20 protein-coding genes are annotated in these 18,000 nt (G+C 48.2%); 7 read left to right on the top strand and 13 right to left on the bottom strand.

The window, feature by feature from the left end; genetic code table 11:
- Positions 1–149 precede the first annotated feature (149 nt).
- Positions 150–1,733 (top strand): SulP family inorganic anion transporter, encoded by a 1,584-nt coding sequence (locus ASG34_RS08185; protein WP_055829306.1) that lies wholly within the window; start codon positions 150–152, stop codon positions 1,731–1,733.
- Positions 1,734–1,790: 57 nt separating this feature from the next.
- Positions 1,791–2,435, top strand: coding sequence for a carbonic anhydrase (locus tag ASG34_RS08180; RefSeq protein WP_055829303.1), 645 nt, complete (start codon positions 1,791–1,793; stop codon positions 2,433–2,435).
- A 66-nt stretch (positions 2,436–2,501) separates the two neighbouring features.
- On the opposite strand, the gene fdx is transcribed toward ASG34_RS08180, so the two are convergent.
- The 9 genes from fdx to cysE all read right to left on the bottom strand — a co-directional run bounded on the left by fdx (position 2,502) and on the right by cysE (position 10,029).
- On the bottom strand, positions 2,502–2,843 hold the full coding sequence (gene fdx / locus ASG34_RS08175) for an ISC system 2Fe-2S type ferredoxin (protein WP_055829301.1): 342 nt from the start codon (positions 2,841–2,843) through the stop codon (positions 2,502–2,504).
- A 1-nt stretch (position 2,844) separates the two neighbouring features.
- A complete protein-coding gene (gene hscA, locus ASG34_RS08170; RefSeq protein WP_055829298.1) occupies positions 2,845–4,734 on the bottom strand; it encodes a Fe-S protein assembly chaperone HscA in 1,890 nt (629 codons plus the stop codon).
- A 5-nt stretch (positions 4,735–4,739) separates the two neighbouring features.
- Entirely contained in the window at positions 4,740–5,252 is a 513-nt protein-coding gene (hscB, locus tag ASG34_RS08165) for a Fe-S protein assembly co-chaperone HscB (protein WP_055829297.1), read from the bottom strand.
- An 83-nt stretch (positions 5,253–5,335) separates the two neighbouring features.
- Positions 5,336–5,659, bottom strand: coding sequence for an iron-sulfur cluster assembly protein IscA (gene iscA / locus ASG34_RS08160; RefSeq protein ID WP_055829295.1), 324 nt, complete (start codon positions 5,657–5,659; stop codon positions 5,336–5,338).
- Between the two features lies 1 nt (position 5,660).
- Positions 5,661–6,044 carry a Fe-S cluster assembly scaffold IscU gene (iscU, locus tag ASG34_RS08155; RefSeq protein WP_055829291.1) on the bottom strand — a complete coding sequence of 128 codons (384 nt, stop codon included), beginning with the start codon at positions 6,042–6,044 and terminating at the stop codon, positions 5,661–5,663.
- A gap of 236 nt (positions 6,045–6,280) precedes the next feature.
- A complete protein-coding gene (locus ASG34_RS08150) occupies positions 6,281–7,498 on the bottom strand; it encodes an IscS subfamily cysteine desulfurase (protein ID WP_055829288.1) in 1,218 nt (405 codons plus the stop codon).
- A 23-nt stretch (positions 7,499–7,521) separates the two neighbouring features.
- A complete protein-coding gene (locus ASG34_RS08145) occupies positions 7,522–8,667 on the bottom strand; it encodes a cysteine desulfurase family protein (RefSeq protein WP_055829285.1) in 1,146 nt (381 codons plus the stop codon).
- A gap of 15 nt (positions 8,668–8,682) precedes the next feature.
- Positions 8,683–9,153: an Rrf2 family transcriptional regulator gene (locus ASG34_RS08140; protein ID WP_055829282.1), complete on the bottom strand. Its 471-nt coding sequence runs from the start codon at positions 9,151–9,153 to the stop codon at positions 8,683–8,685.
- A gap of 141 nt (positions 9,154–9,294) precedes the next feature.
- Positions 9,295–10,029, bottom strand: a complete 735-nt coding sequence (cysE, locus tag ASG34_RS08135) for a serine O-acetyltransferase (RefSeq protein ID WP_055829279.1) — start codon at positions 10,027–10,029, stop codon at positions 9,295–9,297.
- A gap of 134 nt (positions 10,030–10,163) precedes the next feature.
- Between cysE and ASG34_RS13850 the strand changes: the two genes are divergently transcribed.
- A complete protein-coding gene (locus tag ASG34_RS13850; protein ID WP_082504852.1) occupies positions 10,164–10,472 on the top strand; it encodes a YkgJ family cysteine cluster protein in 309 nt (102 codons plus the stop codon).
- A gap of 49 nt (positions 10,473–10,521) precedes the next feature.
- Here ASG34_RS13850 and ASG34_RS08130 read toward each other — a convergent pair whose 3' ends face one another.
- Positions 10,522–11,259 (bottom strand): RNA methyltransferase, encoded by a 738-nt coding sequence (locus ASG34_RS08130; RefSeq protein WP_055829277.1) that lies wholly within the window; start codon positions 11,257–11,259, stop codon positions 10,522–10,524.
- 113 nt (positions 11,260–11,372) lie between these two features.
- Between ASG34_RS08130 and ASG34_RS08125 the strand changes: the two genes are divergently transcribed.
- From ASG34_RS08125 to ASG34_RS08115, 3 genes are all read left to right on the top strand, one after another.
- A complete protein-coding gene (locus ASG34_RS08125) occupies positions 11,373–12,185 on the top strand; it encodes an inositol monophosphatase family protein (protein ID WP_055829274.1) in 813 nt (270 codons plus the stop codon).
- A 345-nt stretch (positions 12,186–12,530) separates the two neighbouring features.
- The gene (mutS, locus tag ASG34_RS08120) at positions 12,531–15,053 is read left to right on the top strand and encodes a DNA mismatch repair protein MutS (RefSeq protein ID WP_200934485.1); all 2,523 of its coding nucleotides are present in this window, start codon (positions 12,531–12,533) and stop codon (positions 15,051–15,053) included.
- Positions 15,054–15,065: 12 nt separating this feature from the next.
- Positions 15,066–15,665: a nitroreductase family protein gene (locus ASG34_RS08115; RefSeq protein ID WP_055829995.1), complete on the top strand. Its 600-nt coding sequence runs from the start codon at positions 15,066–15,068 to the stop codon at positions 15,663–15,665.
- Between the two features lie 105 nt (positions 15,666–15,770).
- Here ASG34_RS08115 and yfcF read toward each other — a convergent pair whose 3' ends face one another.
- Together yfcF and sugE are read right to left on the bottom strand one after the other, a co-directional pair.
- Positions 15,771–16,397 carry a glutathione transferase gene (gene yfcF, locus ASG34_RS08110; RefSeq protein WP_200934484.1) on the bottom strand — a complete coding sequence of 209 codons (627 nt, stop codon included), beginning with the start codon at positions 16,395–16,397 and terminating at the stop codon, positions 15,771–15,773.
- A gap of 61 nt (positions 16,398–16,458) precedes the next feature.
- On the bottom strand, positions 16,459–16,779 hold the full coding sequence (gene sugE / locus ASG34_RS08105) for a quaternary ammonium compound efflux SMR transporter SugE (protein WP_055829266.1): 321 nt from the start codon (positions 16,777–16,779) through the stop codon (positions 16,459–16,461).
- Positions 16,780–17,027: 248 nt separating this feature from the next.
- On the opposite strand from sugE, the gene ASG34_RS08100 reads away from it, so the two are divergent.
- Positions 17,028–17,399: a thioredoxin family protein gene (locus tag ASG34_RS08100; protein WP_055829263.1), complete on the top strand. Its 372-nt coding sequence runs from the start codon at positions 17,028–17,030 to the stop codon at positions 17,397–17,399.
- Between the two features lie 44 nt (positions 17,400–17,443).
- On the opposite strand, the gene ASG34_RS08095 is transcribed toward ASG34_RS08100, so the two are convergent.
- Positions 17,444–17,908, bottom strand: a complete 465-nt coding sequence (locus ASG34_RS08095; RefSeq protein WP_055829260.1) for an Lrp/AsnC family transcriptional regulator — start codon at positions 17,906–17,908, stop codon at positions 17,444–17,446.
- Positions 17,909–18,000: the final 92 nt, after the last annotated feature.

The following is an 18,000-nucleotide window of genomic DNA, read 5'->3' as shown; positions in this document are numbered from 1 at the left end:
TGAATACTGCATATAGTCTTTAGCGTTCAAACCACCCCGCACGCGTGCGGGGTTTTGTGTATTGTGTATATGGCATAATCATAGAATCTAATTATAATTAACGATAATAATATAACGAAAAATTGTTTCACTTGTGAAGGAAAAACACTATGTCCGCTACACCATCAAGGTCGGATTTTTTCGACCTGTTTAAGCATTTGAATCGGGATTTACCGGCTTCAATCGTTGTTTTTTTTGTAGCTTTGCCGCTTTGCCTGGGCATCGCACTAGCCTCAGGGGCACCACTCTTCTCAGGCGTCATCGCCGGGATTGTCGGCGGTATCGTCGTTGGCCTGGCCAGTGGATCCCAGCAAGGCGTTAGTGGCCCGGCAGCCGGTTTGGCTGTGATTGTGATGGCCGCCATCAGCAACCTGGGATCTTATGAAGTATTTTTAGCCGCTGTAGTATTGGCCGGTATTTTTCAATTTCTACTTGGTCAATTTAAAGCAGGTTTCATTGCTTACTTTGTCCCTTCTTCAGTGATTACCGGCATGCTGACCGGTATCGGTTTGCTGATTATCCTGAAACAGATTCCGCATGCATTTGGTTACGATGCCGACTATGAAGGTGATGAATCGTTTGGTTTTGACGGCCACAATACTTTCAGCGATATTTTGCAGGCATGGGACTTATTGACGCCAGGGGCTGTGTTGATTGCCGCAGTTTCTTTTGCGATCCTGCTTCTGTGGGATACTGTGCTGACTAAAAAACATAGAGTGTTCCAGTTGTTGCAAGGGCCGATTGTGGTGGTATTGGTAGGGATTTTGTTCAATATTGCCTTTATGCGCGGCTGGTTAAATTTTTCGCTGGCTGAAGACCAGATTGTACGATTGCCGGTAGCGGGTAGCCTGGGTGAATTTACCAGCTTTTTTACCCACCCGGATTTCAGCCAGGTTGCACAGCCTGCAGTGATTAAAACCGCGTTGGTCATGGCGATTGTCGCCAGCCTGGAAACATTGCTATGCGTAGAGGCAACCGACAAACTGGACACCCTGAAACGGGTGACGCCGACCAACAGGGAGCTCAAAGCGCAGGGGTTAGGCAATATCGTGTCCGGTTTAATCGGTGGTTTACCTGTGACCCAGGTGATTGTACGCAGTAGTGCGAATATCACGTTTGGCGCACAAACTAAAATATCTGCAATTTTGCATGGTTTCTGGTTACTGCTCAGCGCCATTACCATTGCCAGCTTCTTGAATCTTATTCCCCTGGCCAGCCTGGCCACTATCCTGATCATGGTGGGCTATAAACTGGCTAAACCGAGCTTATTTAAACAACAGTTCGCCCTGGGCTGGGAACAGTTTATCCCGTTTATTGTGACTATTATCGCCATTGTATTTACCGATTTGCTGACGGGTATCGGCCTCGGATTAGTGGTAGCGATCTTTTTCACTTTGCATCATAGCTACCGTAACTCTCATTACATCAAGCAAACACGCAGCACCAAGGATGGACAGGAAGTGTTTGAACTGGTGTTGGCGGAAGAAGTGTCTTTCTTCAACAAGGCCAGCATCCTGGAGGTATTGGAGTCGATCCCGCGCAACAGCAAAGTGGTGATCGATTGCACTCACAGCAAAGCGATTGCCTATGATGTGGTGGAGTTTATTCATGGCTACCAGCAGCATGCCAAACTGAAAAACATTACCGTAGAAACCATTGCGTTTAACCCGCCCAAGCATTTGCTGGGGCATTAATCAAAAGCGGGGCTGAATAGCCTTGCTAAAACAATAATTTACTAGAGGATTATTTGTATGTACAAACACCCATTACTTGATCGTGACAAAATGACGCCGCGTGAGGCACTGGATATTTTGATCGAGGGTAACCAACGTTTCACTTCAGAGGTGGAAGAGGAAAAAGACTTCAAGGCTCTGATTCAAATCACCAAGGACAAACAGCATCCGTTTGCGTCTTTCCTGAGTTGCAGTGATTCTCGCGCACCGGTTGAATTACTGTTTGACCAGGCCCTTGGCGATATTTTCAGTGTGCGTCTGGCCGGTAATATCGCTTCCGACAAAGCGATGGGCAGCCTGGAATTCGCTAGCAAATACCTGGGGAGCAAACTGATTGTGGTGATGGGGCATACTTCCTGTGGCGCGGTGAAGGCGGCTTGTGATGACTTTAAAGATGGCCATATCGGTGAAATCATTAACCTGATCAAACCTGCTATCCGTCATGAAAAAACGGTGAGTGATGCGGCACAGCGTAATTCCAAGAATGCTGATTTTGTTGAAAAGATTAATGAATTGAATGTCAGGTATCAGATAGATACGATTATCCGTAGCAGTGATATTGTCGATGACATGATACACAGCAAGCAAATTGCGATTGTTGGTGCGATATACGACATTTCTAACGGTAAGGTGAACTTCCTGAATGATACTTACGTCGGCTAATCAATCCGTGGTGTATTAAATAAAAAAGCCGATGTTACAACATCGGCTTTTTTATTATCATTTTGATTACTGATGGCCTTCTTTAGCCAGGTTGATACTGTATTTAGGGATTTCCACCGTCACATCGGCCTCTTGTAAAATGGCCTGGCAAGAGAGTCTCGAGAAGGGCTGCAAGCCCCAGGCGCGATCCAGCATATCTTCTTCATCTTCTTCAATCTCGTTCAAGGTTTTAAAGCCTTCTCGCACGACCACATGACAAGTGGTACAGGCACAGACGCCGCCACAGGCGCTGTCAATGTCGATCTCGTTATTATGCAAAGCATCACAGATGGAGGTGCCTTTTTCTGCTTCAATCACAGCGCCTTTCGGGCAAAGTTCAGCATGGGGGAGGATGGTGATTTTAGGCATATTACAGTTCCAGAGAGTCCAGGTTTTTACCCGCTAGGGCTTTTTGTACAGAAGCATCCATGCGTTTGGCTGCAAAGTTTTCTGTCGCATGATTCAATGCTTCAGTGCCATGCTTGATGGCTTGGCTATCTGTGCCCTGGCACAAGGTGTGCAAGGCCTCCAGATGCGCTTGTATGGTATCGCGCTCGTCCTGCGCGAGTAAGGTTGCGCCATTCTCAGCCAGTGCTGCCTGAATCGCTTCTATCAGGCGTTGCGCATCCACAGTGGCTTCACGCAGCATACGGGCTGCTTTGTCGCTTTCAGCCGCGCCAAATGAATCTTTGAGCATGGTGGTAATCTGGTCTTCGCTCAGGCCATAAGATGGTTTCACGGTAATATTGGATTCAACGCCGCTGGTTTGTTCACGAGCCGTCACCGAAAGCAGGCCATCGGCATCTACCTGGAAAGTGACACGAATACGCGCAGCGCCTGCGGCCATTGGCGGAATACCGCGTAGCTCAAAACGGGCCAGTGAGCGGCAGTCGGCCACCAGTTCGCGCTCGCCTTGTACCACATGGATAGCCATCGCTGTCTGGCCGTCTTTGTAGGTAGTAAAGTCTTGCGCGCGCGCAATCGGTAAAGTCGAATTGCGAGGAATGACTTTTTCAACCAGTCCGCCCATGGTTTCCAAGCCAAGAGACAATGGCGTCACATCCAGCAGCAATAAATCTTCTTCGCTACGATTGCCTACCAGCACATTCGCCTGGATGGCTGCACCCAGTGCAACTACTTTGTCCGGGTCCAGATTGGTCAACGGTTCCTGCTTGAAAAATGCCTGCACTGCATGGCGGATATGCGGCATGCGGGTGGCGCCACCAACCAGTACAACACCATTGATATCCTCCATGCTCAAGCCGGCATCGCGCATGGCTTTGCGGGTAGGGCTTAAAGTCTTGCTAACCAGGTTTTCAGTCAGGCTGACAAACTGCTGAACTGTAAGCGTTTCATCAACCAGTGCGCCATTGCTGAGCTTGCACAGAATATTGGCTTCGTGGTTATCGGTCAGCCATTCTTTCGCCTGACGCGATTTGGTCAACAGCAGGCGGGTATCGGCTTCGGTCAGTGGCTTGAAGTCTGCCGTTTTACTCCGCACCTGATCCAGTACCCAGCAATAGATGCGGTGATCAAAGTCATCACCGCCAAGGGCCGAGTCACCGTTAGTCGCCAATACCTCAAAAATGCCTTTACTCAAGCGTAGAATCGAAATATCAAATGTGCCACCGCCAAGGTCATAAATGACATACACCCCTTCAGAGGCATTATCCAGGCCATAAGCGACTGCAGCGGCAGTTGGCTCATTCAGTAAGCGTAAAACGTTCAGGCCAGCCAATCTGGCAGCATCTTTGGTGGCCTGGCGCTGGGCATCGTCAAAATAAGCAGGGACGGTCACCACGACGCCGGTGAGTTCACCGCCAAGTGCTTTTTCAGCACGTATTTTTAATGCTTTTAAAATATCCGCAGAAATCTCAACCGGGCTTTTTAAGCCGGCGCGCGTTTTGAGTTCTAAAATGCCTTCTGAAGATGCATTTTCAACAAAGTGGTAGGGGATATGTGCACGGTCGGTAATGTCGTTTAAAGCGCGCCCCATAAAGCGTTTGACTGAGACGATCGTATTGACCGGATCCTGGCTTTGTGCGGCTTGCGCTGCATGGCCAACCACAATTTCATTTTCAAGATAACGTACAACAGAAGGCAATAAGGCATGGCCATGTTCATCATGCAATACTGTACTCATGCCACTGCGTACTGTAGCCACCAGTGAGTTGGTCGTACCCAGATCTATGCCTACCGCCAGCTTGTGCTGGTGTGGGGCAGGGGACATACCTGGTTCGGATATCTGTAATAGCGCCATGAAACTTAGTCTTCCAATTGAGCGATCAGCTGGTTCACATCTTCGCTCACTTTATCTATAAACCGCAGCTTGCGAACAGTCATTGCCGCTTGTGTCGGCGCTTGCGTAATTTCTTCTGCCACTTGCTGTTGCAGGATGTTGGCTTGTGCGCGCATATCAATTAAAAGCGCATCCAGTGCTGCGATATCTTTGGCAAATTTGGCGTCGTCTATTGCTTCTCGCCATTCCATTTGCGCCATCAGGAAATCGGCAGGCATCGCCGTATTGTTTTCTTCTTCAGTCTCAATACCTGCTAATTGCAATAAATATCTTGCACGCGATGTGGGCTGTTTGAGAATTTGATAGGCTTCATTAGCCAGTGTCGCTTTTTGCATGGATTGCATGCGTTCTGCAGATGAGGCATTCACAAACTTGTCCGGGTGAACTTCGGCCAGCAGTTTGCGGTAATTGCTATCTAACACTGCCAACTCAATGTTGAATTGTTGCGGTAGCTGGAATAAAGCGAAATAGTTTTGCATAGTAGAAATTAAAACCTATGCAAAACTAATAGAAGTTAACATCAAGTAGAGCATAAAGTAAGCAGCTTTAAAACACAGTCAAATCAGACCGTGAACGACTCGCCGCAACCGCACTCATCCTTAACGTTAGGGTTATTAAACTTAAACCCTTCGTTTAATCCTTCTTTGGTGAAGTCCAGCTCGGTGCCGTCGATATACACCAGACTTTTCGGGTCCACAATGACTTTGACGCCATAGCTCTCAAATATGCTGTCTTCCGGCAACATATCATCGACAAATTCCAGTGTGTAAGCCATGCCGGAACAGCCGGTGGTTTTCACGCCCAAACGCAGACCAATGCCCTTGCCACGGTTGGCAAGGAATTTTTCTACGCGTTGAGCTGCGGTTTCTGTCAGGGTAATCGCCATCTTATTTACCTTGTTTGGATTTCAGGTCAGCAATCGCAGATTTAATTGCATCTTCAGCCAGCACTGAACAGTGAATTTTCACTGGCGGCAGGGCCAACTCTTCCGCAATCGCAGAGTTCTTGATTTCCTGCGCCTGGTCCAGCGTTTTGCCTTTTAACCATTCAGTGACCAGCGAGCTTGAAGCGATCGCTGAACCACAACCGTAGGTCTTGAACTTGGCATCTTCAATCACGCCAGCTGTATTGACCTTGATTTGCAGTTTCATCACGTCACCGCAAGCAGGCGCACCCACCATACCGGTGCCGACTGTCGGGTCGTTTTTATCCATAGAACCTACGTTACGTGGATTTTCGTAGTGGTCCAGTACCTTATCGCTATATGCCATCTCTATACTCCTCGAAAATTAAAATGCTTCACAAACTCTGTGTTGGATCGGCTTGCCATACTTACGAACTGTCTTCGCCTCACCGCCTTGATTTTGTTTTGCCTTTTAATTTTTAGTTAAACTTCCATTCTTTAAAAAAATGAAGATTTGATTGTCTGGCAAGGCGGAGGATGGCGCCGTTTAGTGTTTCTAAACAAGCTATCCCACAACGCCGCCAGGCGATCAAAGATCAGTTTTTAATGCTCTGCCCATTCTACTTTGGACAGATCAATGCCATCCTTGAACATCTCCCACAATGGCGAGAGTTCTCGTAATTTGTCGATCTTGCTCTTCAACAGGTCAATTGTGTAATCGACATCTGCTTCAGTAGTGAAACGGCCAATGCTGAAACGGATAGAGCTATGTGCCAGCTCGTCTGAACGGCCTAAAGCACGCAACACGTAGCTTGGTTCCAGACTGGCAGATGTACATGCAGATCCGGAAGAAACTGCAATGCCTTTAATCGCCATGATCAATGATTCACCTTCCACAAAGTTGAAGCTGACGTTCAGGTTATGCGGCACACGATGGTCCAGATCACCATTGACATAGGTTTCTTCAATATCCAGCAGGCCGTGAAGTAAACGGTCACGCAACATGCGGATACGCTCGTTTTCGCTGGCCATTTCTTCACGCGCAATACGGAAAGCTTCGCCCATACCGGCAATCTGATGCGTAGCGAGCGTGCCTGAACGCATACCGCGCTCATGACCACCACCGTGCATTTGCGCTTCAATACGGATACGTGGTTTACGGCGCACATACAATGCACCAACCCCTTTAGGACCGTAAGTTTTATGTGCAGAGAAGCTCATCAGGTCAACTGGCAGTTTTTGCAGGTCAATCACGACCTTACCAGTGGCTTGTGCGGCATCCACATGAAAAATCACATTATTGGCACGGCAAATATTGCCCAGTGCTTCAATATCCTGGATCACGCCGATTTCATTATTCACCAGCATGATAGAAGCCAGCACGGTGTCTGGACGGATGGCAGCCTTGAATGTCTCGATATTGATCAGGCCATCGGCTTCCGGCTGCAGATAAGTCGCTTCGTAACCTTCGCGCTCCAGTTCACGGAATGTATCCAGGACTGCTTTATGTTCAGTCGCTGCCGTGATGATGTGCTTGCCTTTACCTTCGGCATAAAAGTGCGCAGCCCCTTTGATCGCGAGGTTGTTAGACTCGGTCGCGCCTGATGTCCATACGATTTCACGTGGATCGGCATTGACCAGTTTGGCAACTTCTTCGCGTGCATTTTCAACCGCTTTTTCGGCTGTCCAACCGTATGGATGGCTGCGTGAAGCAGGGTTGCCATAATCTTCGGTCAAAAATGGGATCATTTTTTGCGCAACACGTGGGTCCACCGGTGTAGTCGCAGAGTAATCCAGGTAAATCGGCTTTCTTTCAGACATGTTCATACTCTTTCAATAAAAACTTATGCCGCAACGGCATTTAATCCTTTTAAGCGTTTCACTTCTTGTTGCAACGCTTTTAAAAAACCCTGTACTTCAGCTTCACTATTGCTTTCGCCTAAACTGACGCGGACTGCACTGCGGGCGAGGTCAGGTTCAATGCCCATTGCCAATAAAACATGGCTAGGTTCTGTGCTGTCACTTGAACACGCTGAACCGCTTGCTACCGCGTATCCTGCTTTATCCAGTGCCGTTACCAATGTTTCCCCTTCAATATTGGGGATAGCAAAAAAACTGGTATTTGGCAGGCGCTCTGCCTGTTGGCCAAAAATAACTGCATTCAAATTCTGCAAACCAGTTTCAAGCTGGTCACGACACTTAGTTTGGGCCATACTGCGCATTTTCAATGTTGCAACAGCCAGCTTGCATGCTTTGGCAAATCCCACGATGCCAGCGACATTCTCAGTACCGCTGCGCAAACCACGTTCCTGTCCGCCACCATGCAGCAAAGGAGCGATATCTAAACGCTTATCCAATATCAACGCACCTACACCGACCGGGCCACCAATTTTATGACTGGATATCGTCATCGCATTCACACCCAGTGCACCGAAATCGACTTCCAGCTTGCCAAATGCCTGTACTGCATCAGTATGTAGCAAAGCACCTTTAGCTTTGGTTAATGCAGCCAGCTCAGCAATGGGCTGGATGGCGCCAGTTTCGTTATTCGCCAGCATGGCTGAAACCAGGCCGGTATGTGTGTTCAGCTTTTGTTCAGCATCCGCCAGATCAATCACGCCTTGTGTATTGACCTCCAGGGTTTGCACTTTCCAATCGTGCCAAGCAAGTGATTGTGCGGGACGCGACACACAAGGATGCTCAATCGCACTTACTAAAATTTGGGTAGGCGTCAAATTCGTAGTGATGCCTTTGACCGCAAAATTATTGGCTTCAGTGCCGCCAGAGGTAAATACCACTTGCGAGGCTTGCACACCTACACATTCAGCAATTTCTTTCCGTGCAGCTTCAACGGCGTCTCGCACATTACGGCCGTAAATATGACGGCTGGTCGCATTGCCGGCTGTTTGTGACAACCACGGCAGCATGGCTTGTAAAACCTCAGGCTTTAAAGCGGTAGTGCTGTTATGGTCGAAATAAACCGTAGTCATGCGCTTCAAAAAATCTTAAGCTGCAAGCGTGGCGTCAGAACCACATTTACGTGGTGAAAAATGCACTGTGCCAGCGCCTTTTTTCTTTTGCATATCCACCATGTCGGCCAAACTCACCCCAGACAGATAATCCAGTATTTTGCCATTGAGTGAAGCCCACAATTCATGCGTCATGCAACGGCCTTCATCGTGACAGTCTTCATTGCCACCACATTGGGTCGCATCAATCTGTTCATCTACAGCCGTGATAATGTCAGATACTGAAATTTCTGAATGAGCTTTAGCGATTCGATAACCGCCGCCTGGTCCACGCACACTGGATACCAGGCCTTGTTTGCGCAGGCGGCTAAATAGTTGTTCCAGATAGGAAAGAGAGATACTTTGACGCTCGCTGATGCCAGCCAAAGTAATTGGCTTATCAGCCTCGTAGAGGGCAATGTCCAGCATTGCTGTCACTGCAAAACGTCCTTTAGTGGTTAATCGCATCTATGACACACCTTTAAAACAGACTCAAATTTTATAATAACCTACTAATTTAGTCAATTATTATGGTAAAAAGTTTCTGTATAAAAAATGGCTTAAACCCGCATGGATGCTGGTATTGGGAATGGTTCTTATTCAGGGATGTTATTCAGGCTTTTTGGCAAAAGCGTCGCCAACATCTGATTCAGTTTCTGCGTCGCTCAGTTTGGCTAACTTGGCTTTGAGTTCAGCAATATCCAATTCCTGCTTGTGCGCATGATCCAGCAATCCGTTGATGGCTTTGATCATGGGATCATTCTCATCGTTACCCACTGCATAAGCGCTGAAGCCCATTTTTTGTGCTGCGCTTTGCCGCTGTTTGGTTTTTTCTTCCTCCAGGATACGCGCAGGGATACCGACCGCTGTTGCACCTTCAGGAACATCTTTAACGACCACGGCATTAGAGCCGATTTTGGCATTTTTACTGATCGTAATCGGGCCTAGTACTTTGGCACCAGCCCCTATCACAACGCCAGACTCCAGCGTAGGGTGACGTTTACCTTTATTCCAGCTGGTGCCGCCCAGCGTTACACCGTGGTACAGGGTACAGTCATCGCCGATAATGGCGGTCTCGCCAATCACCACGCCCATGCCATGATCAATAAATACGCGATGGCCGATCACTGCACCCGGGTGGATTTCGATACCGGTGATCCAGCGACCAAAATGCGATAGCATACGGCCAAACCAGTACAAACGATGTGTCCACAGCCAGTGGCTAACACGGTGGATAATCAGCGCGTGAACGCCAGGATAAGTCGTCAGGATTTCAAAGTGCGTGCGCGCCGCAGGGTCGCGGTCAAACACGATAGAGATATCTTCTTTGAGGTGATCAAACATGCGCGCATTATGCCACAAGTTAAGAGGGTGTCAGAAAATCACGACCTTAAAGACTGGCTAAAGATATTGGTAGGTGTCTGGTAAGGAGTTGGCGCGCAAAGCTACAATGATGCTTTCATTTCATCTTTAAATATATGTCGGATCCTTGCCAGTCGTGTGGTGCCTGTTGTGCCAGTTTCAGGGTGTCGTTCTATTGGGCTGAAAGCGATGCTCATCCGCAAGGCACCGTGCCGGCACACCTGACACAGAAAGTGAACGATCATTATGTTTGCATGCAAGGCACCGGGCAGTTTCCCGTGCGGTGCGTGGCTTTGCAGGGGGCGTTGGGACGGTCAGTAGGTTGCAGCATTTACCCATTACGCTCCAGTACATGTCGCGAATTCGAGGCCGGCTCCGAGAGTTGCAACCAGGCGCGCCAGTCCATCGGGCTGCCTACAATGTAGGTCTGTTGATATAAGGAAACTGGGAGTTAGGGGTTAAGGCTAATGCGGCCTAGTACTTGCTGTGTTTCTTAGGGTTCACACTCAGGGTTAGAATCCCGCGCAATAAATTCACTTCCTCTTTCTCCAGCCGGGTACGGCCATATAACCGACGCAGACGCTCGAACAGTTTCTTGGGTGCCCGTGGATTGATATAACCAATATGCTCCAGCACTTCACGCATATGTTCGTAAAAACGCTCCAGATCATCTTGTGAGGCGAGTTCAACCGGTTTTTCCTGGTAATGTAATTCTCCAGTCGTCATCGCCATGCGGATTTCATAGCACATGATCTGCACCGCCTGTGCCAGGTTAAGTGAAGTATATTCCGGGTTGGCGGGAATGGTCGCCAGCACATGGCAGAGATCAGCTTCAGCGTTACTCAGGCCGCTCATTTCGGTGCCGAATACCAGCGCAACCTGGCTGTGTCCGGCGGTGTTTTTTACTTCTTGCGCGGCTTCACGCACAGTCATCACTTGTTGTGACAAAGAGCGTTCTTTGCCGCTCACACCAATGACAAACTGGCAATCGGCCAAAGCTTCTTCCAATGTTTGTGTCACCACTGCATGATCAAGCACACCGGCCGCATTCACTGCCAGTGAAGTGGCTTCGGGATCTGGGAAGTACTTGGGCCTTACCAGGTAAAGACGATCCAGGCCCATGGTTTTCATGGCGCGGGCAGTGGAGCCAATATTGCCGGGATGGCTGGTCTGGCAAAGGACTACGCGGATATTATTGAAGAGTGTTGTCATGTGAATCACTGATTGCGCTCACAAAATGGCTGAGATAAAAGAGCATTTCATTTTGTGAACGCATGATAAAACGTTAAAATGCTATTTTATCAGTTGATCCTTCCAAACACAGCATGCATCCAACCTTAAATGTCGCCATTCGCGCCGCGCGTGAAGCCGGCAAAATCATTAACCGTGCCGCCCAGGATATTGGCGCTTTAAAAATTGAACAAAAGGATACCAACGACTTTGTCAGCGAAGTCGACCGCGGTGCTGAGCAAGCGATTATCTCTATTCTTAAAGAAGCTTATCCAAAACATGGTTTTTTTGGTGAAGAAAGCGGCAAAACAAATTCAGAAGCAGATAGCATTTGGATCATCGATCCGCTGGATGGTACAACCAACTTTTTGCATGGTTTCCCGGCTTACTGTATCTCAATCGCCTTGCAGGAAAAAGGTGTGCTGACACAAGCTGTCATTTATGACCCGGTGCGTAATGATTTGTTTACGGCTACAAGAGGCAGTGGTGCATTTTTGAATAACCGCCGTATCCGCGTGACACAGCGTGCCAAATTGCAAGAAGCCTTGCTTTCCACCGGTTTCCCGTTTAAAGATTTCAGCTATTTGGAAACCTATATCAATATTTTCCGCGACATGGCTAAGAAAACCTCGGGTTTGCGCCGTCCAGGCTCCGCTGCGCTTGATCTTGCCTATGTAGCGGCAGGCTATTCTGATGGATTTTTTGAAATCAACCTGTCACCTTGGGATATCGCTGCCGGGGCTTTGCTGGTACAGGAAGCAGGCGGGATAGTGGGTGATTTTGAAGGTAATGAAAGCTGGTTGAGGACTGGAAACATTGTCGCGGCGAACCCAAAGGTGTTTGGGCAAATGTTGCAGGTGATTGCACCACATTTGACCGAGCGAATTAAGACTCCGACGCTGGCATAAAATTAAAGATTAAAGATTAAAGATTAAAGATTAAAGATTAAAGATTAAAGATTAAAGTAATGAATAAACCCGGGCAGTCTTGTCCGGGTTTATTTTTTTAGCGACTATTGATCACAAGTAAGAAGGTCATTCTTTTGGTATTTTTTGCCTACAGGCGAAACACAATTGAACTAAAAACCTTCAACGCCTCGAGTCTTAAAGAATGTTTTTTTACATGCTCTTATTTCCAAGCTGACCCATAATCTTACGTCGAGAAATACCGCTTTTGTTGTAAGATACAAAAGCTTTTCTACTCATTATTTTTATAAGTCTTTCCTTCCGATGGCCTTCGAAAACCACACTCCCATGATGCGCCAATACCTGGCGCTAAAAGCACAGTATCCCGATATGCTGCTGTTTTATCGTATGGGCGATTTTTACGAACTGTTTTTTGAAGATGCCGAAAAAGCATCCCGATTATTAGGGATTACACTTACCCGGCGTGGCGCCAGCAATGGCGAACCGATCAAAATGGCTGGCTTGCCATATCATGCGGCCGAACAATATCTGGCCAAGCTGGCAAAAATGGGCGAAGCTGTCGCCATCTGCGAACAGGTTGGTGATCCAGCCACTTCCAAAGGGCCGGTAGCACGTGAGGTGACAAGGATTTTAACCCCCGGTACGCTGACCGATGCAGTTTTGCTGGATGAGACACGCGATAACACTTTGCTATGTATTGCCAAAGATGATGGCGTACTGGGTTTGGCCCGGCTGAACCTGGCTTCCGGCGAGTTTGTATTAAGCGAAATTGCACCCGGGCATTTGTCGCAAGAGTTGGAGCGGATTCATCCGGCAGAGTTGATTACCGGCGATGATCATATCTCAGACATCTTGCAACAGGCTCGATGCGCCAAGAAACGTCTGGCACCTTGGCAATTTGATCTGGAGTCAGCACAGCGTAGCTTGAGTCAGCAGTTTAATACCCATGACCTGGCAGGGTTTGGTTGTGCCGAAATGCCTGTCGCCGTGGCAGCTGCGGGTGCTTTGCTTGACTATGTCAAAAATACCCAGCGAACCGCTTTACCGCATATTTCCGGTTTGCGTGTGGAGCAGACAAATCACTATTTGCAACTGGATGCGGCCACCCGTCGTAATCTGGAAATTGATACCACTATCCGAGGTGAGTCCAGCCCGACTCTGTATTCTTTACTGAATTCAACACGAACCGCGATGGGTGCACGGTTGTTACGGCATTGGTTGCATCATCCCTTACGTAATCAGTTGGAGATACAGCAACGCCATCAGGCGGTGGCTGAATTACTGGAGCAATCGCTGGAAAGTGGATTGCAGCGTGCGCTGCACCCGATTGGTGATATTGAACGCATGACTGCCCGGGTAGCGCTTAGAAGTGCGCGCCCACGCGATTTGTCGGGTTTGCGTGATAGCCTGCTGCAACTGCCTTCACTGGTTCAAACACTGCCCCATATTCAGTCTGAGTTAATACAGAGTTTGCTATCGGAGTTGCAAGTCCCTTCAGAAGCTTTACGTTTGCTGGTCCAAACCATTCAGGCCGAACCTTCAGCGATTTTGCGTGAAGGTGGCGTGATTGCTTCGGGTTTCGATGCGGAACTGGATGAGTTGCGTGCGTTGCAGACTGACCACGGCGACTTTCTGTTGCAGTTTGAAGCGGCTGAAAAAGCGCGTACCGGTATTGCCAATCTTAAAGTCGAATATAACAGTGTGCATGGTTTTTACATTGAGATCAGCCGCTTGCAGGCTGAAAGTGCGCCAGCCGAATATCGTCGTCGCCAGACGCTGAAAAATGTAGAACGGTTTATCACGCCGGAACTAAAGACATTTGAAGATAAAGTATTGAGTGCCAACGAGCGTGCACTGGCTCGGGAAAAAATGCTGTATGAGCAGGTACTGGATGCACTGCTGCCACATATTACAACCTTGCAGCGTATTGCCACTGCGGTTGCGACTTTGGATGTGCTGGCCTGTTTTGCTGAGCGCGCGCGGGCGCTGAATTATGTACAACCCCAGTTCCGTGCCGAAATTGGCCTGGATATCCAGTACGGTCGCCATCCGGTAGTCGAGAGCATTGCCCAGCCTTATGTGGCAAATAATGTCGAATTGAATCCTTATCGCCAGTTGCTATTGATTACCGGCCCGAATATGGGTGGTAAATCCACTTTTATGCGGCAGACGGCATTGATTGTACTGCTCGCTTACTGCGGTAGTTTCGTGCCGGCGCAAAACGCCGTCATTGGTGAAATTGACCGTATATTCACACGCATAGGTGCTTCGGATGACCTGGCAGGTGGTCGCTCAACCTTTATGGTGGAAATGACTGAAACCGCAAACATCCTGAATAATGCCAGCGCCAACAGTCTGGTACTGCTGGATGAGATTGGCCGGGGTACAAGTACTTTTGACGGCTTAAGCCTGGCCTGGGCAGTCGCCAAGCAATTGCTTGAAAAAAATAAATCCCTCACCTTGTTTGCCACGCATTATTTTGAGCTGACGCGGATTATTGATGAGGGCAAGCATGCTGCCAATGTGCATCTGGATGCGGTCGAGCACGGCAAAGGCATTGTATTCCTGCACAAGGTGGAAGAGGGCGCTGCGACCATGAGTTACGGTATACAGGTAGCGCAATTGGCCGGGATTCCAAAATCGGTGGTGCAACTGGCAAAGCGTAAGCTCCTGCAACTGGAGAACCAGACTCTTGCCGCCACGCCACAAAATGACTTGTTTGCAATCGATGCCGAGCCGGAAGAACCACCTTTGCATCCTGTGGTCGCAGAATTAGAGCGCATTCAACCCGATGATTTAACACCCAAGCAGGCTTTAGAGCTGCTATACACTTTGAAAAAACAACTGTGAGGATTTATGACCATACAAAAGCCAGCCATTACGCAACAGCCTATCCATGAAGTGATTGCCAGCCGCTGGAGCGGTCGCGCTTACGACGCCAATAAACCGGTGAGTAAGGAGCAGATCATTAGCTTGCTGGAAGCCGCGCGCTGGGCGCCTTCGTGCTTTGGTGATGAGCCATGGCGCTATGTGGTCTGTAACAAGGCCGATAATATGCAGGCCTGGCAGGCTGCATTTGATTGCCTGGTTCCGGGCAATCAGGGCTGGGCAGTGAATGCGCCGGTATTGTTACTTATCTGCGCAGATACGGTATTCCGTAGCAATGGCAAGCCAAATAAATGGGCGCCTTACGACACTGGTGCCTCGACGGAAAATCTCTGCCTGCAAGCCACAGCACTAGGGTTAATGGCGCACCAGATGGGTGGCTTTGATGCCGATAAAGCGCGTACCACTTTCAAAGTGCCGGAACGTTTCCAGATATTGCCGATGGTCACTGTGGGTTATCAGGCTGCCGTTGAAGGATTGCCTGACGATGTGAAAGAGCGTGAATTAGCTGCGCGTAACCGCCAACCCCTGGGTGAATTGTTTTTTGATGGTGTGTGGGATAACGCGATTGTTTAAAACCCAGTATCCACCCTAACGAATATTAAGCTGGTTTTTAAAAATTTAGAAAAATGCCGTTGGTGAAAGCCAGTCGCATTTTTATTTTTAAAATTAAAGTGACCGCTAAGTGATTGCCCTGGGCAAATTCACCCATTCCTGCACGCTTGGACGCTGCCATTGGCGCTCTGCGTAATCCATTAAATGCTCGGGTACCGGGTCACCAGCCAATACAAGGCGGTTGATCATCACTGCGAGATCAGTATCTGCAATACTCCAGTCACCAAACAAATGTGTCTGGCCGGGCTGTAGCAGCTGGGCTGCAGCATGAAATAGTTTATTCGCCGCTGCTTGCGCCTGAGCAGACAAAGGTGGCGGCGAACGTGTCAGGAATACTACTTCGGTTGACCGTTCCTCACGTATGGGTAGCAAGTCACTTCTCAGCCAGGCTTGCAATTCCCTGGCTTTGGCTTTGGACTGAATATCCGACGGATAAAGTTGCACGCCGCTATATTGCTCATCAATATATTCACTAATTGCTGATGATTCAGACAAATTGAAGTTTTGTTCGCTATCGACCAGGGTGGGCACACGCTGGGTGTTGGAGAAAGCAGCGAATTCCGGCAAAGCCTGCTCCCTTTTGCGCAAATCGACAAGCCGTAGTTCAAATTTCAAACCCTTTTCACGCAGCGCGATATAAGCGGACATGGCGTAAGGTGAAAGATAATTGGCATCGACGTAAAGAATCATCATCAGTCCCTTCTGTGCTATTTTTCTTAAGGGAGCAGGTGCTTATTAACCTGCTTTATTGCAACTACATGAGCGCCGCGAGCTTAAGACCAATAATGCCCGCCACAATCAGTACCAGGCTGCCAATGCGTAACATGGTGACTGGCTCGCCAAACAATACCATTCCCAGTATCACGGTGCCTATCGCACCCACGCCTACCCAGATGGCATAAGCAGTACCGACAGGCAAGGTTTTCATGGCAACGCCCAGCAAGCCGAGGCTGATGATCATGGCCAGCACTGTACCAACGGTCGGCCATAATTTACTAAAGCCTTCGGTATATTTCAATCCTATCGCCCAACCCACTTCAAATAGTCCCGCAATCACAAGAATAAACCAGGCCATATTTCGTTCCTATCTTTTTTCAGGGTCGTCCCTGCAAAAATATTGGAGCGGTGGGGTCGTCCTCACTTCCTGCTGCATCCATGATACAACAGGTGAGCGCTTATTCAAGTGCAAGAGCGCCATGCGCGCATTGCCATGTCGCATTGTCTATTCAGCGTAAAGCAATCATGTATTGAGTTTGGCATGGGCAGTGGCTTCCTCTGCTACAATAACGCCACAAAAATTAATCTACAGGAACAGGAAATATCATGGCAGTGTTGACGCTGACTAAAGCGAATTTTAAAGAAACCATTGAAAATAACGAATTTGTCATTGTGGATTTTTGGGCGCCGTGGTGTGATCCATGTGTGGCATTTACGCCAACATTTGAGGCTGCTGCTGAAAAGAATCCGGATATCGTATTTGGCATGGTGAATACTGAGACTGACCCGGAAATTTCAGATTATTTTGATGTAAAACAGATACCAGGATTGCTGGTCATTCGCGAGCGTGCTGGTATTCATGCCCAGGTTGGCGAAATTGGTGCGCCAGCCTTTGATGAAATCATTAAATGGGCACGTGATTTCGATATGACAGCAATACGCAAACACTACGCAGAAGAAGACGCCAAGAAAAAATAATTGATAGTAATAAAAAGGCCATGCAATGCATGGCCTTTTTATTTTTAAACGACAGGCAACCTCGCCCTTGCAATGACATTACGTAATACAAAACTGGTATGCACACCGGTGACACCGGTAATTTTGGTGATCTTATGCAGTAACAGATGCTGGTAATCATCCATATCTTTGACCACTACTTTTAGTAAGTAATCTGATTGCTGGCCTGTGATCAGCAGACATTCCAGCACTTCAGGCACATTGACGATGCTTGCTTCAAAATTGGCAAACCGTTCCGGCGTGTGTTGGTCCATGGAAATCCCGATTAATGCCATCAGGCTTAACCCAAGTTTTTTTGCGTCCACCAGTGCCTGGTAGCCGGTAATCAGGCCATTTTGCTCCAGCGCTTTTACCCTGCGCAAACATGGCGCAGGCGAGAGGCCTATACGCTCGGCGAGCTCCTGATTACTGATATGTCCATCAGTTTGCAGAATGTCGAGAATGGCTTTGTCAAACTTGTCCAGTTTCATATATTTTTAACTATTCATTTAAAATTGAAATAATATTACATTTAATTTTTATTAATTGAAATTTAATTTCATAATTTAATTTTAAAGCACAC

It is taken from the genome of Methylophilus sp. Leaf416, assembly GCF_001424665.1.
GTDB lineage: Bacteria > Pseudomonadota > Gammaproteobacteria > Burkholderiales > Methylophilaceae > Methylophilus.
The sequence above is the reverse complement of the archived record's forward strand: the minus strand, read 5'-3'. Positions and strand labels throughout refer to the sequence as shown.